This window comes from Acinetobacter nosocomialis (genome assembly GCF_041021905.1).
In the GTDB taxonomy this organism is placed as follows: Bacteria; Pseudomonadota; Gammaproteobacteria; order Pseudomonadales; family Moraxellaceae; genus Acinetobacter; species Acinetobacter nosocomialis.
In genome coordinates, this window is record NZ_CP157432.1 from 2,644,675 (window position 1) to 2,663,577 (window position 18,903).

Below are 18,903 nucleotides of genomic sequence, written 5' to 3' on the forward strand. Positions count from 1 at the left end.
ATCAGTATGTAAAGCCTGTATGCTAGTTGCATATGTATTTGAAAGACTCATCATCAGAAAAACTGCAAGAAAGAACGTACTACTGCGATTGATTAAATTCATGTTTTATTCATAGCTTTAATATTCATCAGGATCCGTATCCCACAAATTAGGATTTGGTTCCGCATATATAGAGTTCTCAATAACTTTACACCAGCCTATACCATTTAAAAACATACTTAAATCTAAAATCTTGAAATGATCTTTATCAATTCTTTCTAATGTAATTAAACTACGTTTATAGTACATATATTCACCTCCAGAGCCAGCAGGCACTCTTTTATTTAATTCGCTCCATGACCATTCTAAAACTTGTCCAGATATATGAGGAACAGTCTCAAAAAAATCAATATTAAATATACTATTTATCCTCACCAAACACGGAATATTTTCACACTCCAACATCATTTCAGAATGTAAATTATTTGGAAGTTTAAGATCTAAAATAAACATTTATTTATAATTCCGCAGAATAATACTTTCACATGTAAAGAATTTATTAAAATCTTCTATTGGAGTTAGGTCATAAATCTTTCAACCAATCTGGCTCTTCAACTTCAGCTACATGGCTATATTCTCTATTTTCAACTACTGGAAGCCATCCACTTCCTGATTCGAACATAGACAAGTTTTCAATAATATATAAATCTTTCTCAAGCTTAGATAAAGTAATTAATCCATATTTATAATGAAGATATTCCCCACCAGCACCTGCGGATACTCTTAAATCAATTTCTTTATACTCCCAACCTGTTACAAAACCTGTAACCTGAGGATAAGCGACTAAAAAGTCGATTTCAAATTTTTCAGCAATCTTACATAAACACGGTATTTGTGATGTTTTAAGCATATTTTCTGTATGAAGATCATCTTCAAATTTAGCATGAACTTGTAACACTATTTATAATTCCTAATTATTACTATTTCGCCAGTAAGTGCCTTTTTAAAGCTTTCTATCAAAATATAACATGATGTATTGTATGGCTCCTGTATTGCTAATATAGTTACTAAAACCAATACTAGATTTAACTTCAAATAGTGAATACTTTTTATATCACTATGGTTTTGATACGCTTGTATACAGCCATCTGCTTCAAAATAAATTAAAAAGATATGTAGTTAACGTAAAAAACAACATTGCCCATGAGACATTTCTTAATGATTTCGGCCCATAAATTCCCATTATCACTAAAATAATTGGTTGTACGAAAATACCAACTTTTTGAAAAAAACTAAGATCATCAAGCATAAATAATATCCCAAATAGAAATTTACTTCTAATCCCGTCAAAATACCTGTAATTGCCACACTGTTGATTTTAGTACTACTTTTGCAATACTTTTTTCATCCCATATAGGCTTATTTCTCTAGATAAATAACCCTTTAAAGAAATCTTCAAGCAATAAAGATCATTGAATTAAGTAAAATCTTGCTTACTATCAAGCCACCTTAACTTAGAAAAAAGTGCTAAAGAATCTGGGTCACGTTCTAATAATTTATCTAATAAGCCATCTTCAGCTAAAGCCCAATGAAGCATCATAAAATGACTACGACCATCATTACCATAATAGACCATCTCATACCGTACTTTAGGATCTTTTATTTCTATTTCTCTCTGCTTAAATGCAATTAGTTCATTACCATGTTCCCCAGAAATTCCATAAAACAATATATCGTTATTACTATGGTATATGCCGTATATATAAATAGTGTCATCATTCCAGTTTTCACTTAAAGATATACCTAACACAGTTAACTCCTTTATTAAGCACCTAACAATGAACCAACAATTTTCATGTCAATTTTTTAGTTTCACTATAAGACTACTCTTAAGTTAATAAAATCATTAAAATATAAAAAACTCTAATACTTTTATATCTATGAACGAAAAAGCAATTAGCCAATATTTAAGTTTTATTCTAAGACACAAACCAGAAGAAATTGATCTAACATTAGATCGTGAAGGTTGGGCAAATATTGAAGACTTAATTTCCAAGTCACAACCAGTCAACAATACAACTTTAGACGAAGAAATTATTAAGAGTATCGTGAGTAATAGTGATAAAAAGCGCTTCCAAATTTCTGACGATGGAAAATATATTCGCGCTGTACAGGGCCACTCAACCACAAGTGTCGATATCACTCTAAATAAGCTTGTGCCACCAATCTCTCTTTATCATGGTACAGCTCAAAGATTTATAGACTCAATAAAAGAGCAAGGTTTGATCTCAAAAGATCGTCAATATGTGCATCTAACAGAAAACAAAGACACCGCTCTATCTGTTGGAGCACGTTATGGCAAACCTCAGATTTTAGCTATACATGCTTTAGAAATGCATAAGAATGGATTCGAATTTTTCCAAGCTGAAAATGGAGTCTGGTTGGTTAAACATGTACCAGTAGAGTTTATTGCTTTTCAGTAGAATGAAAATTATGCTTTCACTCAGAGGTGGAAGCATTTTTCAACAATACTATCTATATTAGTTTGGATTTTATCTAATTTTCCATTTTATTTAGCCTTTCTCTCAGATATTAAGTTTTGTAAATTTACTAATGTATTATTAATTATATTTATTTCCTCACTAGTGAGAATGAACTTTTTATCTAAACTTTCTTCTTGCCTATCTAAAGCTAAGGCATAAACTGTTTCAAGTGTAAACCATTCCTCATTAAAAGAATTTTTCCAACTTTCAGGAACGGATTCCAGAGCATTACATAAGGATTTTAAACTTAAAATAAGTTGCTTAATACCAATCTTCTCCTTTTTAAATTCGAAGATCATATCTAACATTAGATTATATTGTCTCTCATTGTGCTCATTTCTCCATGAGTTCATCAAAAGATCTCCTCTATATTAATAATTCTCATTTTGGATTTCTTAATTTTATAAAACCTGTCTAAAAATTGACTTGGTAGCTCTATACCTGTAAATCTTAACTTCATTACATCACTTACAATAGCTCAGGCAAATTTTTATTCGTACATCTATATTATTGAAACCGGAGTTATACTGTTTTGGAAGTTATTTGTTTTAGACGTGAAATTACAACCGTATTCATAACATGACTCTTTTATCTATAAATATGGTAATACTAACCATATAATTTCCAAAAATTCATTCCATTAATAATCCAATATTGATATGAATCTGGAATTAATGACCAAAATTGACTGGATGCCTTTCCTTTCCAATTGTCTGGCAATTGATTTTCAAACTCACGTTGCCAATCTGTATGGAAAAATAAATTCCTATCAAGATTTAAGTAAAATTTTGGCAATCGAGATTCCATTACAGCCCATAATTCATTTTTTATATCTCCTTCCCCAGACATAAGATAGTCTTCCATATAAATATATAATTTTTCCAATTCATCCATATTAGTTTTATATTTAAAAAAATTCTTCATCCAATCAAGCGTTTTAATATTCATTTCAGACAAGCTTGACAAATATAGTGGTAAAGTTTCATTATTTAAAATTGATGCTCCCCCTCTAAATTCCTTTAAAGCAAAACTATAGCTATTTTCATCAAGTATACCTTTTTCTAAATATGAATCATAAAATGGTTTTATATCTATAGCAAAGTTTTCTTTATCATCAATAATGAAATAATGCTTTCTTTGTGAAACAATAATAGCTATTTCACAACTACCTTCAAATATAGAATTTAATAAAAATTCATATTGATTATTATTTTTAATAGTCATTTAAAAGTGCTCCCTAAACTATTTGGTAGTATACCATCTAGCCCCTGTAATCAATATTGTAAATAATAAATATATGATAGAAGATTCTTTTCTATAAGTTAATAAATAGTTATACACTCTTTATAAGCTAAGTCCCTATCCAAGACTCAGATAGGGGCTTAGCTTAACAACTAAATTTATTCAAATATCATAAACTTTTTTAAGGTGCGGTATTAAATGAATAATTTGTCCCTTTTCCTCTGGATTATGCTCAGCATATGCTAATGCTATTAATTCTAAAACCGAAGCAAAAACTTTAAATGGCACTTTGCCATCAAATTCACCATTAAAATAAAACTCTACCGCATCAATAATATGTCCCTCATCAAATACATCATCCATGAGTAAATAAGCTGAAGTTTCCTGAATATTAGCCCCTTCACCTCTAATAGCTCTTTTAATAATATCAATAATAGGATTAACCCAAGCAACAGTATTAAAATAATATAATAAAGGTTCTGCTTCCGGATAGCTTTTTAGAATTACACTCCAATTATTACTCAACCAATCACTCATTAATTCATTCATTTAAAAAATCTCCTATTTGATATTTTTAGATTTATATTTTGGTGGAATAACTGGTGATGGCGCATTTAGAATAATTGGAAGTACATTTGATATTTTCTAGTATTTCTCTCTATTTATATTAAATATTATGGTGAATAAAGGAATATTTTGTATGAAAAATTAACATAAAAATTTAATCTCTCTTTTTTTCAAGCTAAGCGCCTATCTGAAATTTACAGATGGATGCTTAGCTTAACAACTATATTTATTCAAATATCACAAACTTTTTTAAGGCGCGGTATTAAATGAATAATTCGTTCCTTTTCCTCTGAATTATGCTCAGCATATGCTAATACTATTAATTCTAAAACCGAAGCAAAAACTTTAAATGGCACTTTGCCATCAAGTTCATCGTAAAAATAAAATTCCGCTGCATCAATAACATGTCCCTCATCTGTTACATCATTCATAAGTAAATAACTTGACGTTTCTTGGAGGCTAGAACCCTCACCTCGTATAGCATCTTTAAGGATGCTAATAAATGTATACCTTCCAGTAGATGTAACAAAATAGTCCATGAAAAAAGATAATTCAGGGTCTGCTTCGGGATATTTTTTTAAGATTTCATTTCGATTCGTTCTCAACCACTCAATCATATATTGCATCACACCCCCTATAATCCCCTGCTTTCTATATACCAATTTATTGTTAAATTTAATAAACTTCTGAAGAATAAAAATCATTTCTTATTTCATTTCATTAATTTCCATTACATTACTTCTCAGATTATTTCTAACAAACACATTAACATAGTTATATTCTTACATCTCCATTTTGCATTAAAATAATATTTTCAGAACCAAATCTTTCTTTTATAATTAGCGCAACCTTAAAAATATTAGAAGTTGCGCTTTTATTATTTAAAGAAATTAAAAAATCAGCCTTGAATGAAGCTGGAATTCCAACATCTTCATCAGCTATTTCTTTTTCATAACCATTTAAATCATCAGCCTCATAAATTATAAAGTCATAATTAAAATAACTAGGAAATTCAAACTTTATAATCTGATTAATTTTATCTGTTTCTTCTTTAGTGAAAGCACTATAAGCATGTATATGTATACTCAGCTATTTACCTAACTTCATTTTAATAGGCTTTCCATTCCATCACTATTCAAAAACTTATTAAGCCATCTATTTTCAATTATAAAGAAGTCCAATATATTTTCTATTAATTTTATTATTAATCTCATACTTCTTAAGATTATAATATTCCACTGGACTATAATACTACAATTCAAATTCAATATATTGATCATTAAAATTTACTGCTAACCTCTTCATTTAATTTCACCTTAGTTACGTCTATTCTGATACCTTTACTATTCGCATATTCAATTGGTTTTTGAATAGCATCTTTATAAAGTGTTTCGTCAAATTTGTGGACAACCCAAAGCTTGTCCACATCTCTTAATAATAGTAACTAAAGTAATCTATAAATTAATAAATACTTGTACACTTCTCATAGGCTAAGCGTACCGCTTGTCCTAGTTCTTCATCCGTTGCATTACATGGAAGAATAATTTCATCAGCTTTACTTAAACCTGAAAAACTATAATCTAATCCATCTTGATGAGAGGGAGAAATAGTATAATTTTCATTGAACTCTACACCTACTTTTCTCATATTTTTAAACAATGTTTTTTTTGATTTATATCCAAATTCAGCTATTAATTTCTTAGTCCTTTCTTTCATAAATATATCTAATTCAGGAGAAAACAAAAAATCTTTGACACTTTCTGGTGGAATCTTTTTCCCTGCATCTAATGCTATTTTAATTGACTTTCCTAAAGTCGAATTATCAATATCGAATTTCAAAACTAAAGGAATAAAGTCTAAATTAAATACAGACATTCCACCATAATTCCATGAAATAATTTCAATATATTTGTCATTAAAGTATATTGCTGCTCGTTTCATATCATTTAACCTTTGTTACCTTGATTTTGATACCTTTACTATTTGCATATTCAATTGATTTTGTAAGAGTATCTTTATAAAGTGTTTCGTCAAATTTGTGGACAACCCCAAGCTTGTCCACATCTCTCGAAAATAGTAACCAAAGTAATCTATAAATTAATAAATACTTGTGCACTTTTCATAAGCTAGGCGAACTGCTTGCCCTAGTTCTTCATCCGTTGCATCATTTGGAAGAATAATTTCATCAGCTTTACTTAAGCCTGTGAAACTATAATCTAGTCCATCTTGATGTGATGGTGAAATTTTATAGGTATCATTGATATACGTTATGCTTACTTTTCTCATATGTTTGAATAATGCTTTTTTTGATTTGTAACCGAACTCTGCCATTAATTTTTTATCTCTTTCCGTCATTAGGCTGTCTAATTCCGGAGAAAATAAAATATTCTTAACATTCTCAGGAGGAATATTTTTCCCTGCATTTAAAGCAATTTGAATAGACTCACCCAAAATTTTATTTTTAACATTTGTTGATAGTTTGATTGGTTCAAAATCTAAATTTAAAAGCCAACATCCACCATCATTCCACGATGTCACTTCAATATATTGAGAATTAAAATATACATTTACATGTTTCATCTTATTTCACCTTAGTAACTTTAATTGTAATGCCTTTCGTATTAGCGTAATCAATTGACTTCTGAATTGCATCTAATTGGCTTTTACTCGTGTTAACAGGAATAGCTAACTGCATTTCCTTTGACTTAATTTTATCATTTGTTAATTCAAATCTTCCTTTATTATCTCCAGTAAAATTATCCATCTGATCAATATACTTATTAATCTGAGACGTAATCTTTTTCGGATCTTGATAGGTTTTAGCCGCTGTATTTAAAGTTTTATCACTTGTAGCCAAACCTGTTGCAGGATCAAAGTGATCAAATGCTTTAAAATTCGACTTAATCGAATTTAAGTCAATCGTTGTTGCAGGCGAGGTAGATTGAATATAATTTTCCCACGGTTTCCCCTGTTCATTAATTCCTTTACCCCACGTCATCCCCACACTATCTGAACTAAGGACTTTACTATCCTTTAAGAATACCACTCCCGGTAAAACACTGCTTACCCCATCAACTGCTGATAATACCCTTTGACCAGTGGATAGTTGAGTACCACTTAATAACGTTTGCCCTGTCGCTGCTCCATAAATCCCTAATACCGAGTTAGCCCCAGGACTAAAGAATGACATATCTTCAATTGACTTTGAAAGCTCCTGTTTATGCGTTACGTAGTAATAAACTTGATCAGCGGCAGGTAAAATTTCTGCTTTAAGCACGCCATTTTTGTTTACTACAATATACTTAAGGCCCGATCCATCAGATTTAGGGTCAGGATTAGATATGATATCTCCTGGTTTATAGTTCTTACCATTTAATATGAGTTCTTTTTGCGCATATTTCATGGCATCCAATGCATTTTCTGTCAATACAGTTTTTAAACACTGTGCATTACCTTTACATGCAAATTCTCTTTGGAAATATTCATTATTTTTTTGTTTATCTATTTGCTTATTAGATGTTAAAACACCAAATATATTATTCTCCACCGCATTCTGCGCAACTTGCCCACTTTGAACTGTAGAACTAATATCACCCGTCGTTGCTCCAACTGCACTACCTGCTAAACCTACAATAGAACTAATTGTAGATTTCTGATCTGCTGTGAGGTCTTTGGCATCTTTTCCATACAAGAAACTCGATAATATTGGTGCCGCTGCCTCTGCTCCTCCTGCTGAAAGTCCCGCAGTCATCGCATCATTTCCACCAGCCGCGGCAACTGCTGCACCAAGAACGGTATGAGCTAAAATATGTGCAGCTTCTTGACCACTCGTGAGTTGACCATTTGGATTATTACTCGCTTGTTCTTTGAAATATTGTCCAATCTGATAGCTTGCCGCTGGACTTAAGGTTGCAGTCGCTATACCTAGACCTGAACTTGTTGTAGCGGATAAACCTGTTGATATACTGTCTAGTAATACGCCTAGTCTTTGATAATTTTCAACTTTGTCATTATAAGCATTCAATTGGTCTTGCTCTTGTTTACTTAAGCCTAGACCTTGTTTTTGTTTGTCTATAATAGATTGATTTTCTTTTTTCGCATCATCAATCTTCTTATTGATCTCAGCTTTTGCTTCCTGACGGTTCGCATCAAAGTTCTTCGTTACGTCCATTTGCAAATTAATTTCACTTTGAACTCTATCTTTATCAAAGTTATTTTGCAGTGCTCCACTATTCTCACGTGCAGTATCTGTGGTTACAGACGTCAATATCTCAGATTTGATCTTTCCGGCAGTTTTACCTATTAACGCTTGCTGGCCTTGTTCATCTCGAATTGTAATGTTTTGGGTATTCACACCACTCTTGGTCACACTACTGTCTTTATCACTGTCTAGGCCAAACCCAACAGATTTACTTACCCCTACTGTTGTTGAAGCGTGTTGATCAATTTTGTTTGGTGTCGAAAGTACCGTGCCAGGTTCTTTGTTACCTGCCGTACCACTTTTCCCGGCATTAAAACCACCACCTACAGAAATACCCTTGGCATCATATTCAGTCACATTTTGAATGTTAGAAGATGTTAAAGTTCCTGTATCTAGACTATTTTTCTTCAAGTTCTCAGCAGTCTGAGTCGACGTAATAATTGCACCTTTCAAGTCAGTGTTTTTATTTACCTTAATTTGGTAACCGTCCTCCCCTGTAAATACACCTGACTGCTCATTTACAGATGCATAATTCGCATCTACATTAGACTTGCTAAAGCTTCCAGATACATTGCCTCCACTAAAACCTACACTCACTTGTGCTGACATATTCTGTTGTTTGCTCTTGTATGTCGCTTTGTCCTGTAAGCTTTCAACATTTAAGTTATCGGCTTCAATCTGTACACCTTTACCTTGTACTTGTCCGCCAATAATATTCGTCGTTTTTCCGCTTGTTATCGTGGTTAGACTATCTTTAGAACCCACATGGCTATTCACATAACTTGTGTCGGTACCATTACCCTTACCTTTACCCAAGTTACCGCCAGCCGTTACACCAAAACCGGTTTGGTTACTTACAGTAACTCCAGCATTCCAGCCTGCACTTTCATTTTTACTTTCTTCAATATGGTTTTGTTCTGCTGCTTTAATATTGACATTATTATCGGCAGCCAAGCGTGTGCCTTGTTGCCCCAACACATCTGAACCAACAATATTAATGTTCGATTGATCCCCTGCGCCTGTGGCCACAATAGATGTACGTCCGCCAGCATTGACCTGACTTTGACTCGCAGTGGTACTTTGTGAATGGCTTGTTTCAGTATTTTTCTGTTCACCATAAGTCAGACTAACACCAACTTCTACACCACCATTGAGTGAACCTGCATTTGATAATGCACCTTGTAATGAACTTAAAGCCTGTCCAGCCTTATAAGCATCAAAGCCAGCATTGGCTGCTGCCATTGCATTCACACGATCATTCTTGCTTTGACCAACCTGCTTAGCAGACTCCGCTACACTTTGTACAGCCGAGACTACGGGAACATTTACTGCAAGTGTTAAACCTTTCTGTTGCATCTCATGCTTATAATCACTTGTGCTTTGTTCTTTAGCAGCTTCAATATTGACCTGCTCTGCCAATATATTCACATCGCCTTTCTGTGATGAAACGGTACTTCCCGTTTGCTGATAGGTCTTACCCGCTACAATATTGGTATTACCGTTTAAGCTGCCTACTTGAGAAACACTATTGGTGAGTTGTTGTTCGGTTTTTAAAGTAGTTTCCTGTTTTTTACCTAAACTAAAACCAATGCCACCCGTAGACATAAGACCAGAGTTTTTAACAACACTATTGGTTTGACTGTTGTATTGGTTCTGAGCTCCCTCAATATTTGCATTGTCTTTGGCTTGAATCTGCGTCAACTCATCAGAAACAATATTACTGCCACGGACATTGATATTTCCTGCATCCAATAGCACTTTTTTGCCTTCAACAATGCTACCGACCGCAACATCTGAACTACGATGACTAAAGTCACTGGTCGTAGAGCTACTCAGCTTACCTTTCTTACTAAAGCTTGACTGATCTTGTTGATCAAGTTTGTTTCGGCCCTCTTCAATCTGTAACTGTTCTTTCGCCTGTAACGCAGTTAAGCCTTCTGAACTACTAATTTGTGAACCATGAATCTGGATATTGTTTCCTTGTAAGCTTAAATCACCTTGGCTCTTAATCTGGCTGCCAACTTCGACTTGTCGTGTATCTAAATGATAAGCTTTTGAGCTACCCACCACATTGTTGGTCACTTCCGTATTCAGGCTACCGACTTTAAGATCACCGCCCGTACGAATAATAGTTTGTCCACCGCTATTATTCTGGATATTTGCAGCCAATATACGAGTGTCACCTCCAACATTCATCACTAAGGTTGGCTGATCGCTCAACGCTTGCTGTTGTGCTGAACCTACATAAAGACCAGCAATTCGATCTATTCCTGTCCAGCTATAGTTGCTCTGGCCTAATGCATTTTGACGGCTCTGTGTGGTTGACTGAATATTCAGGTTACCTTTTACCTGCAAATTCATGGCTTGATCGGCCTGAATCATACCACCAATATTATTTAAATCTTTTTCAGTACCAAGGCTAACTACACCACCACGGATGTTTCCAGCAAGGTTGTTTAAATTCTGGCTATTAATTTGAACAACTTGTCGTCCAGCAATTGTTCCCGCGTTGGTCAAATCTTTACTTAAATTGAGCTGAATACTATCGGCACTAATTAAAGTTCCATCACCTTTTAAATCCCCCACACGCGCTTTAACATAAACTTGCGGGACTAAAGCTTTGGTTTTTGTACCATCTGGTAGGGTAGTTTCTTTTTCTACCAACCAAACAATATCGCTGCTTAATTGCGCCATTTGTTCTGGAGTAAGTGCAATACCAGGACGTAAGTTGTACTGTTTTGCATAGCTCAGCCCATTATTCATGAGCGCCTTATATTGTTCCTCATCGGAACCATATCCTTGTAAAAAACGGTAGCCAGTTAGTTGAGCAACTTGGTCTTGTACCATACGTTGTTCATAGTAACCATCACCCAATCTTTTTTGTTGAAGCGCTGGGTCAAGTCCTAATGCATTCAACATATAATCTGAAGATAACCAGTTGCGATAGTTACTAAACGCTGGATCTGTCTCAACAAGGTAGTTAGCACGGCTGTCCGGATTTTTACTATACAACGCATTATTTGGGACTTTAACGTTAGCGTTGTTGGTGCGAATCTCGAAACCACTACCATCAATCTGTGTTGTTTGCCCCTGAACAGAGGCAGCCTTAGTATCAGTGTTTTGAATTTGATCGACTGCACGATTACTCATGGCTTTATGATCGGTAGTGTTTGCCCCGACTACGCCTTCAAGCTGTGCCTGACCTGTTTTAATTTCATTTGATTGAATACGATCAGATTGAGCTGCAGTTTGTTGAACAGTTTCTGTTTGATTAACCTGTGTATTTTGCTGACCAATAATAGTAGATTCATGGTTTTGACTCAGCGCCTGTTCAGCCAAATTGTCTTTATTGACTTGCTGGGTTTGGTCTTGCACTTTAACAGGCGTCGCACTGGTTGGATTTTCATAGATAAATAAATCCACCCCTTTGGTAACATCTGCTGGGTTATAAGCCTGTTCAGCAGAAGCCCAGACTCTATCGTGCCCCTTGCCACCATAACTGCCATAACTTGGTGTTACCGTTCCTTCTTCATGTGTAATTTTAGGACCTTTGGCATCGACATTGTGAATTGCTTTGGCATCCCCAATCAGCTTTTGACCCACCATAATTTGGCTTTTGTCATTATTAATTGTGCCTGTGAAACTTAAATTACCCCCTGCACTGATCACAGCAGGTGCTGACTCATCTGCTACAGTCGTGGTCGTAGTTTGCGTACTTTTCACATTTTCATAATGGTCAGTACTATAGAGCTGTCCGTTATAAACGACATAGCCCTTAAACATGTTGCCAGCAGAGCTATCGTCATAGTTATTTACAATGAAGAAATAACCATCAGGACGACTCAAATAATCCTGCATCGTTGCGTTGTCATAGGAAGTCACAAGCTGTTGTGCAGGCTTTAATTTAGTAAATAAATCTGGATTCTGGCTATAGATTTCCTGAGTAATTAAGGACTGAGGGCCAGGGTTATACCATCCGGCACGCGAATCTGAAATATACATATTCCAGTAATCGAGTTGCTCAGTGGTCTGCTGTTGTTTGGTTGTAAAAAAGACATTCTGGTTATTAACAGTATCAGCATTCAAGTCGATATTGCCATTCGCGTTAATTACAGAACTTCGGTTATTGACTTGCTGCGCAGTTCCTTGAGCATGCCACTGTGAGTCAAGCGAACCTCCTATACGCAAGTCTCCCATGGCAATAATTTGCGAACCACTTTGATGATTTAGGTTATTTTCAAGATTGTTTAAAACCTGTACGCCCAGATCCAGATCACCTCTTGAGGCAATGACTGGCGCTAAACCATTGAGGCTTTGGTTATTTAAAGTATTCGCCTGAATTGCAATATGGTCACCATAAATACGTCCGGCAATATTATTGAGTTGGCCTGCCTTAACATATGTATTTGAACCATTAATGAGTCCATAATTATTGAGCACACCTACAGATTCAAGTTGAGTTTGCTGGCTTTCCAAACTGCCATCTACAGCATTTTCAATTGTATTTGCTAAAATAGATAACTGTCCGTTGCTTTTGATTGCACCATGATTGGTAACTTTACCTTTAGAGCTAAGGTTTAAATTTCCCTGTGCCTGCAACTGACCTTGAGCATCTTGTACATAATCATCATTGAGCTGAAGATTTAGCTGTCCCTGACTTAAGACCTTACCATCGCCTGTTAAACCTTTGGCCAGAATATTTAATCCTGCAGTTGATGAGCCTTCTTCACCTGCAATAATAGTCCCTTGCTGATTGTTTACAATTAGACGATTATTGTCTTGCTGACCTTGTATTGTTAATTGATCAAGACTGCTAATTAAGCCTTTGGTATTGTTTAAATTATCTAAAATATTTAAATTAAGTTGCTGCTCAGCGGAGATTCGCCCAGCACTATTATTTAAAGTACTAGCGGCTATTTCTATTTGCCCTGCCTGAATACCTTGGTTCTGGTCATTGTTTGAATTATCAATATTTTGACTAACAATTTTGACTTGCTTTGCAGCACTAATGAGGCCCTGCTGACTATTATCGAGTTGGCTTCCGGTCATCAGGCCTGTATTTAGACTAATGTTTCGGTTAGCACTGATTTTGCCTTTCTGATTATTAATCGTACCTGCTTGTCCAACACTGTCGATCAGTAAGTCTTGTCCACTGGCTAACAAGCCCGCATTACTGTTATTCACCTTAGGCGCTTGAATGGTTAATCCATTTCCAGCAATGACCTGACCTTGTTCATTATTTAATTCGGACGTTTGTAATAAGACTTGTCCTAAAGATTGAATACCTTGGGCCAACTCTGGCAAGGTAGCATTTAAATAGGTTTGTCGGTTATCAATCAGTTGCACGGCGTTTATACCAAGATCACCCTGTGCAGTGATTAGACCTTGCTGATTGTTCAGACTATTGGTACTAATCTGTAATGTATTACCGCTATTAATCTGTCCATTTTGGTTATTCAGGCTCTGCTGGTGAGTATCAATCTGAATTTTGCTTTGATCACCTTTAGTACTACTAATCAAGCCTTGTAGACTATTATCAAGGCCCTGTACATCGAGGTTAATCGCTTGATTCGCCTGAATCTTACCACTCTGATTATTCAATGCTTGCTGAGTCGTCTGGATATTTACGCCCGCATCTACCGACCCAATTTGACCCGCTTGGTTATTCAAAGCAGCACTTTGAATCATTAATTGTTGTTGTGCTGCGATTAATCCCGCTTGGTTACTTAAGGTGTCTTGGCTATTAAACTGAGCATTTTTGGCAGCAAGAATTTGTCCCTGATCATTCAAAATGTCTTGAGCTTTTATATTTAGATCACCACTGGAATGAATATTTCCAGACTGGTTATCGAGTCGTGATGCTGTGTTGAGGTTAAGACCTGCTGTGCCTGCGGTCACAATACTGCCCATATTGTTTTTTAACGCACCAGCCTGAATTTCAAGATTATGATTTGTCTGAATCTTGCCATTACTATTGTTTAGAAGGTTTTTAACAATTAATTGGTTAACAATATTGTCTTGTGTTCCAGCCTCAACAATTTGACCTGCTTGATTACTAAGCTGCTGTGTATTGATGTTAAAACCATTGAAGCTAAGTAGCGTTCCAGCATCATTGTTTAACTCGGAACTATTCGTTTGCAAACTACCAGCAGTTTTGATATTGCCCTGATTATTATTGAGCGTATTAGCTATAGCGAGTATAAGTTGGCTGTCTGTTGTACCAGATTGGATGAGACCATTCTGGTTATTTAAATTATTGGCATTTATTTGTAGTTTTTGGCCTAGACTGTCAATTTGCCCGTTTTGATTGCTTAAATCACCTGTCAACAAAATTTGAGTGTGATCTAAACCTGTTTGCTGGATATGTCCTGACTGGTTATTTAAGTCTTTTGCATTAATTTGAACTTTATTCGCCTTTAAATTGGCTTGTTGAGTATCTAGCGTATCTGGAGTGGTTAAATTAAGTTGCTGTGCGGCCTGAATCGTACTTTGTTGAGCGCTCAATTGACCAGATTTACTGTTGAGCGAAATATTTTTTGCTTGAACAAGGCTTTGGTTTAAGACATGACTCGCTGCCTGACTACTTAAATCACCGCCCGCGATCAGTTGCCCCTGCGCACTTATAGCACCTGTAGCATCAATGTTAAGATTACCCTGATTTGCTAATGAACCATCTGATGTTAAACCAGCAATAATGCTCCCTGCAGAAGTCTGGGTCAGTGTAGCCGTCTGTATATTTAAGTTATTTTGAGCAGCTAACTGTCCAGCATTTTTAAGATTTTGAGCAACTTTGAGTTGTTGATCTTGGCCGGCATAAATCAGACCACTATTGTCTAATAACCCAGTCTGAACATCTATATTTTGTGCTGCCTGAATAATACCAGCCGATTTACCCTGCTCAACACGACCATTAATCAACTGATTATTAATATTGAGTGATACATCACCAGTTTTAGCAGCAATTACTCCTGAACTATTATCTAAGTTTGATGCAGAGAGCTTAATATCCTTAGCTTGTATCTGCCCTGACTGGTTATTAATTAACTGATCTGTTGTAAGCTCAAGCGTATTAGAACTAATTATACTACCTTGTTGGTTGCTTAGCCCCTTTCCAGCTTTCAATGTAAGCTGGCCTTCACTCACAATGTTACCCAAATCATTTTGAATATCGTTTTGACTAACAATATTTAACTGTACTGGTTGTGAGGTTGCTTCATTTTGAGTGACTAAGATATTCCCACTTTGGTTACTAAGCGAACCTGTTTGAATGTCTAAGCTATGGTTACTTTGTAATACACTTCCTTGATGTTGGTAGTCACCATTTACACGAATTGAACTTTGACCATTTACCGCACTAAACAACATTTCACCATTACGGTCAGTAAATTGGTTGGCTTGAATATTGGCTTGAGTAGCAGACACTTTTGATTGGTCTAATAGTGCTTGATCGGTCGTAAGTTTAAGTGCGCCATTAGTTCTCAATTCAGCCTTTTGCGCATGGATATTTTGTATATCCATATTTAAGCCAGCTTGGCCCGAATGCAGGATCACACCAGAGTCACTATTTAAACCCTGTGCTTGAATATTTAACTGATTTGCATTTGTGAGAATACGGCCTTGCTGGTTATTAATGACTCCCTGAACAGTTAAATTCAGGTCATCTGACGCAGTGTGCTGAATCAAACCTTGTTGGTTATTAATATCTTTCCCAATGTTCAGATTCAATTTTTTCGCAAGAATTTGACCACTCTGGTTAATCAGACTTTGCTGGCTTTGTATTGCATTTAATTGGATAGTGTCAGCCTGCAACATACCAGACTGATTATTTATATCTCCATCACGAGCTGTAATATTTATATTTTGAGCTGCTGCCGTTCCTTGCGATAAATCTACATTTGCCCCATCTAAATCAATATTATGGCTTGCCAGTAGTTTTCCGTGATGCTCAAGTGCCTGCTCTGTTTTAATATTTAAATCTGCTTGAGCATTTTGATCTTGCTCACCTTGAGCATTGATACCGACCGCAATAACACTTTTTTCATCACTAACAAGACGCTGACTCGTTAAATCAATATTACCGTAGGCTGAAAGAATACCTCCTTGCTGTGTCATAACACCTGTATTATTAATTTTTAATTGTTGATCAGCACGAATATAGCCCTGATTGGTGAGTTGTTGACTATCAATTTGCAGATTTTCATGACTAGATAACGTACCGTTGACTGCATTATTTAAAGATCCAGTTTGAATTTTTAAACTTTGGTCGGCATAAATCGTTCCAGATCCGTTATTTAAAGCCTGATCTTTGTTTTGAATCGTAATATTTTTTGCAGAAATTTCACCTTGGTCGTTATCTAGACCAAAAAGCGAACTATCCAAGTTATTATTAGTGACTATTTTTCCTTTCTGGTTATTCAAATGACCTGAAAGATTAAGTTTTAATAATTGTTCAGCCTCCAGATCACCCCCACTGTTGTTTAGGCCCAATCCCTGTAAATAAAGTTCAGACGAACTCGCGATCTGCCCCGCTTGATTTAGAATGTTTCCGCTCGAGATCATACTAATATTATTCAAGGCATTAATTTTACCGCCCTGATTATCAATCGACTGGCTATTTACATCTAAAGAAGTGAGTGATTGCAGTAATCCTTGTTGGTTACTAAAACTTGAGGTTTGGATATCAGCACTTTTAACTGTGAGCTCACCTTGGTTGTTATTAAAGCTATTCCCTTTAATATGAATAGCACCCAGATTAAGTTGACCGCCTTGGTTATCTAGACCATTTTGGCTGTCTAAATCTACACCACCATTGGCAATGATCGCCCCTTGGTCATTATTTAGTTGTTCCTTAACATGAATATAACCTTGGTCATAAGTTTTTGGGGTCGTATCTATTGGAGTAGCAACTTCTAAACTTCCGCCATCTTTGGATGGATCAGTTGGAACTGTCGGAACACTGCCACCTGTCGACCCGCCAGTACCACCACCTGTGGTATTTTTAGCAATTCCGATTTTACCACCAAGGTTTGTCATTGAACCTGACTTTAAATCTAGCCCTTGCAAACCTGTTTGTTCGATAGAACCACTATTTTTTAGACTACCCACATCAATAACAAGGCGAGCAGCATTCAATGTGCCACTATTACTCAAACTATTTTGTTGATTAAGACGTAACTCATCAGCACTACTGATTAAACCAGAGTTATCTAGATTTTGACTTTCAATAGAAATTTGTGAAGTTGCGCTACTGACATTACCGGTATTTTTAGTATTTTGAGCTTTCAGCTGTACCTGATCTTTATTCGCGATCAAGTTACCATTATTGACCAAATCACCATTTGCGTTCAGCGTAAGCGTACTTTGAGTACTATTTATCGTACCTGCGTTACGTACACCTAACCCTTGCTCTGTTCCAACTAAAAAGATTTTTCCAGCATACATGCCACCCAATTGGCCTACATCTAAAGCAAAGTTTGGCGGAGGTGTGGTTGTGGGTCCTGTTGTTGCCGTGATTTGAGGAGCTACTTGGTCTTTGACTTGAATATCATTTTGTCCAAGTACCGTATTAAGTTCATTTGCATACAAGCCTGCATTGACTTTTAAAGCACGCGCATAAATATCTGTATAGGGAGTTAAACTTCCGTTTAAGCCTTTACCTTCAATCGTGACCTGCCCCTCGCGGACGCGGAATGATTCAAGATAACCTTGGTTCATCACCGCTTGACCTGTAGTTAAAGTAAAACGGTCTGCGTTAATCACACCACAGCCATCACAGATCAAACCAGATGGATTCGCAATAACAACTTGTGCTTGTTTTCCGGCAACCTCAATATAGCCTTTGAGTTGACTTGGATTATTACTATTCACTTCATTCAAAATAACCTTGGCTTCGCCTTTTGCGAGCCATGGGTTACCTTGTACCCAGCCTCCTAATTGGGTTTGGGTGTTATTACGTGAGTTATTTAAAATAGCGCCTTCTTGCCCAACATCAAATTGAGTATAGGTATTACGTGAAACACCCCCAGCGCTTGGTGTCTGAATATTGACCTGAGTTGTTCCATTTGCGCTATTTAAAATGGTCGGTTGCTGCGATGTAGGTGCACCTTTATCGGCAATAATCTGAGTTTCAGCAACACTGCTCATTGGCAAGCTAATCACCAATGCTCCCAAACAGCCAATTACAGCAAAATTAAGTGGATTGAGTTTCTTATAATGAATAGGTAGAACCGAATCTATGGTCGAATCTGTTCCGATTTGTCCCTGACTTTGCCCTGCTTGTTTGGTTTTACTTTTTACAATTTCAGCAACAGCAATAAACATACCGCGAGCATGGCTAAAAATAATACGATAACGGTTCTTATTCATTCTAAA

11 protein-coding genes are annotated in these 18,903 nt (G+C 35.8%); 1 reads left to right on the forward strand and 10 read right to left on the reverse strand.

Features of this window, described 5'->3' with window-relative positions; all coding sequences use genetic code 11:
* Nucleotides 1–117: 117 nt before the first annotated feature.
* The 3 genes from ABLC00_RS12365 to ABLC00_RS12375 all read right to left on the reverse strand — a co-directional run bounded on the left by ABLC00_RS12365 (nt 118) and on the right by ABLC00_RS12375 (nt 1,789).
* On the reverse strand, nt 118–492 hold the full coding sequence (locus ABLC00_RS12365) for a hypothetical protein (protein WP_004886311.1): 375 nt from the start codon (nt 490–492) through the stop codon (nt 118–120).
* Between the two features lie 70 nt (nt 493–562).
* On the reverse strand, nt 563–937 hold the full coding sequence (locus ABLC00_RS12370; protein ID WP_004886310.1) for a hypothetical protein: 375 nt from the start codon (nt 935–937) through the stop codon (nt 563–565).
* A gap of 519 nt (nt 938–1,456) precedes the next feature.
* Entirely contained in the window at nt 1,457–1,789 is a 333-nt protein-coding gene (locus ABLC00_RS12375) for a hypothetical protein (RefSeq protein WP_004886308.1), read from the reverse strand.
* Between the two features lie 130 nt (nt 1,790–1,919).
* On the opposite strand from ABLC00_RS12375, the gene ABLC00_RS12380 reads away from it, so the two are divergent.
* The gene (locus ABLC00_RS12380) at nt 1,920–2,462 is read left to right on the forward strand and encodes an RNA 2'-phosphotransferase (protein ID WP_004886307.1); all 543 of its coding nucleotides are present in this window, start codon (nt 1,920–1,922) and stop codon (nt 2,460–2,462) included.
* A gap of 86 nt (nt 2,463–2,548) precedes the next feature.
* Here ABLC00_RS12380 and ABLC00_RS12385 read toward each other — a convergent pair whose 3' ends face one another.
* The 7 genes from ABLC00_RS12385 to ABLC00_RS12415 form a co-directional block, all read right to left on the reverse strand.
* A complete protein-coding gene (locus tag ABLC00_RS12385) occupies nt 2,549–2,875 on the reverse strand; it encodes a hypothetical protein (protein ID WP_033846047.1) in 327 nt (108 codons plus the stop codon).
* A 256-nt stretch (nt 2,876–3,131) separates the two neighbouring features.
* Entirely contained in the window at nt 3,132–3,746 is a 615-nt protein-coding gene (locus tag ABLC00_RS12390; protein WP_033846048.1) for a hypothetical protein, read from the reverse strand.
* 180 nt (nt 3,747–3,926) lie between these two features.
* A complete protein-coding gene (locus tag ABLC00_RS12395; protein WP_348941019.1) occupies nt 3,927–4,313 on the reverse strand; it encodes a hypothetical protein in 387 nt (128 codons plus the stop codon).
* Between the two features lie 248 nt (nt 4,314–4,561).
* Nucleotides 4,562–4,957 (reverse strand): hypothetical protein, encoded by a 396-nt coding sequence (locus ABLC00_RS12400; protein WP_004886303.1) that lies wholly within the window; start codon nt 4,955–4,957, stop codon nt 4,562–4,564.
* A gap of 835 nt (nt 4,958–5,792) precedes the next feature.
* Complete coding sequence (locus ABLC00_RS12405) at nt 5,793–6,272, reverse strand: contact-dependent growth inhibition system immunity protein (RefSeq protein ID WP_004886299.1); 480 nt, start codon at nt 6,270–6,272, stop codon at nt 5,793–5,795.
* A 156-nt stretch (nt 6,273–6,428) separates the two neighbouring features.
* On the reverse strand, nt 6,429–6,911 hold the full coding sequence (locus tag ABLC00_RS12410; RefSeq protein ID WP_004886298.1) for a contact-dependent growth inhibition system immunity protein: 483 nt from the start codon (nt 6,909–6,911) through the stop codon (nt 6,429–6,431).
* A 1-nt stretch (nt 6,912) separates the two neighbouring features.
* Complete coding sequence (locus ABLC00_RS12415) at nt 6,913–18,897, reverse strand: hemagglutinin repeat-containing protein (RefSeq protein ID WP_033846049.1); 11,985 nt, start codon at nt 18,895–18,897, stop codon at nt 6,913–6,915.
* Between the last annotated feature and the right edge of the window lie 6 nt (nt 18,898–18,903).

What these genes read in the sequence shown, in the direction of transcription:
- ABLC00_RS12405 (WP_004886299.1), bottom strand. Translation starts at nt 6,272, where the DNA reads ATGAAACGAGCAGCAATATACTTTAATGACAAATATATTGAAATTATT.
- ABLC00_RS12415 (WP_033846049.1), bottom strand. Translation starts at nt 18,897, where the DNA reads ATGAATAAGAACCGTTATCGTATTATTTTTAGCCATGCTCGCGGTATG.
- ABLC00_RS12380 (WP_004886307.1), top strand. Translation starts at nt 1,920, where the DNA reads ATGAACGAAAAAGCAATTAGCCAATATTTAAGTTTTATTCTAAGACAC.
- ABLC00_RS12390 (WP_033846048.1), bottom strand. Translation starts at nt 3,746, where the DNA reads ATGACTATTAAAAATAATAATCAATATGAATTTTTATTAAATTCTATA.
- ABLC00_RS12365 (WP_004886311.1), bottom strand. Translation starts at nt 492, where the DNA reads ATGTTTATTTTAGATCTTAAACTTCCAAATAATTTACATTCTGAAATG.
- ABLC00_RS12385 (WP_033846047.1), bottom strand. Translation starts at nt 2,875, where the DNA reads ATGAACTCATGGAGAAATGAGCACAATGAGAGACAATATAATCTAATG.
- ABLC00_RS12395 (WP_348941019.1), bottom strand. Translation starts at nt 4,313, where the DNA reads ATGAATGAATTAATGAGTGATTGGTTGAGTAATAATTGGAGTGTAATT.
- ABLC00_RS12400 (WP_004886303.1), bottom strand. Translation starts at nt 4,957, where the DNA reads ATGCAATATATGATTGAGTGGTTGAGAACGAATCGAAATGAAATCTTA.
- ABLC00_RS12410 (WP_004886298.1), bottom strand. Translation starts at nt 6,911, where the DNA reads ATGAAACATGTAAATGTATATTTTAATTCTCAATATATTGAAGTGACA.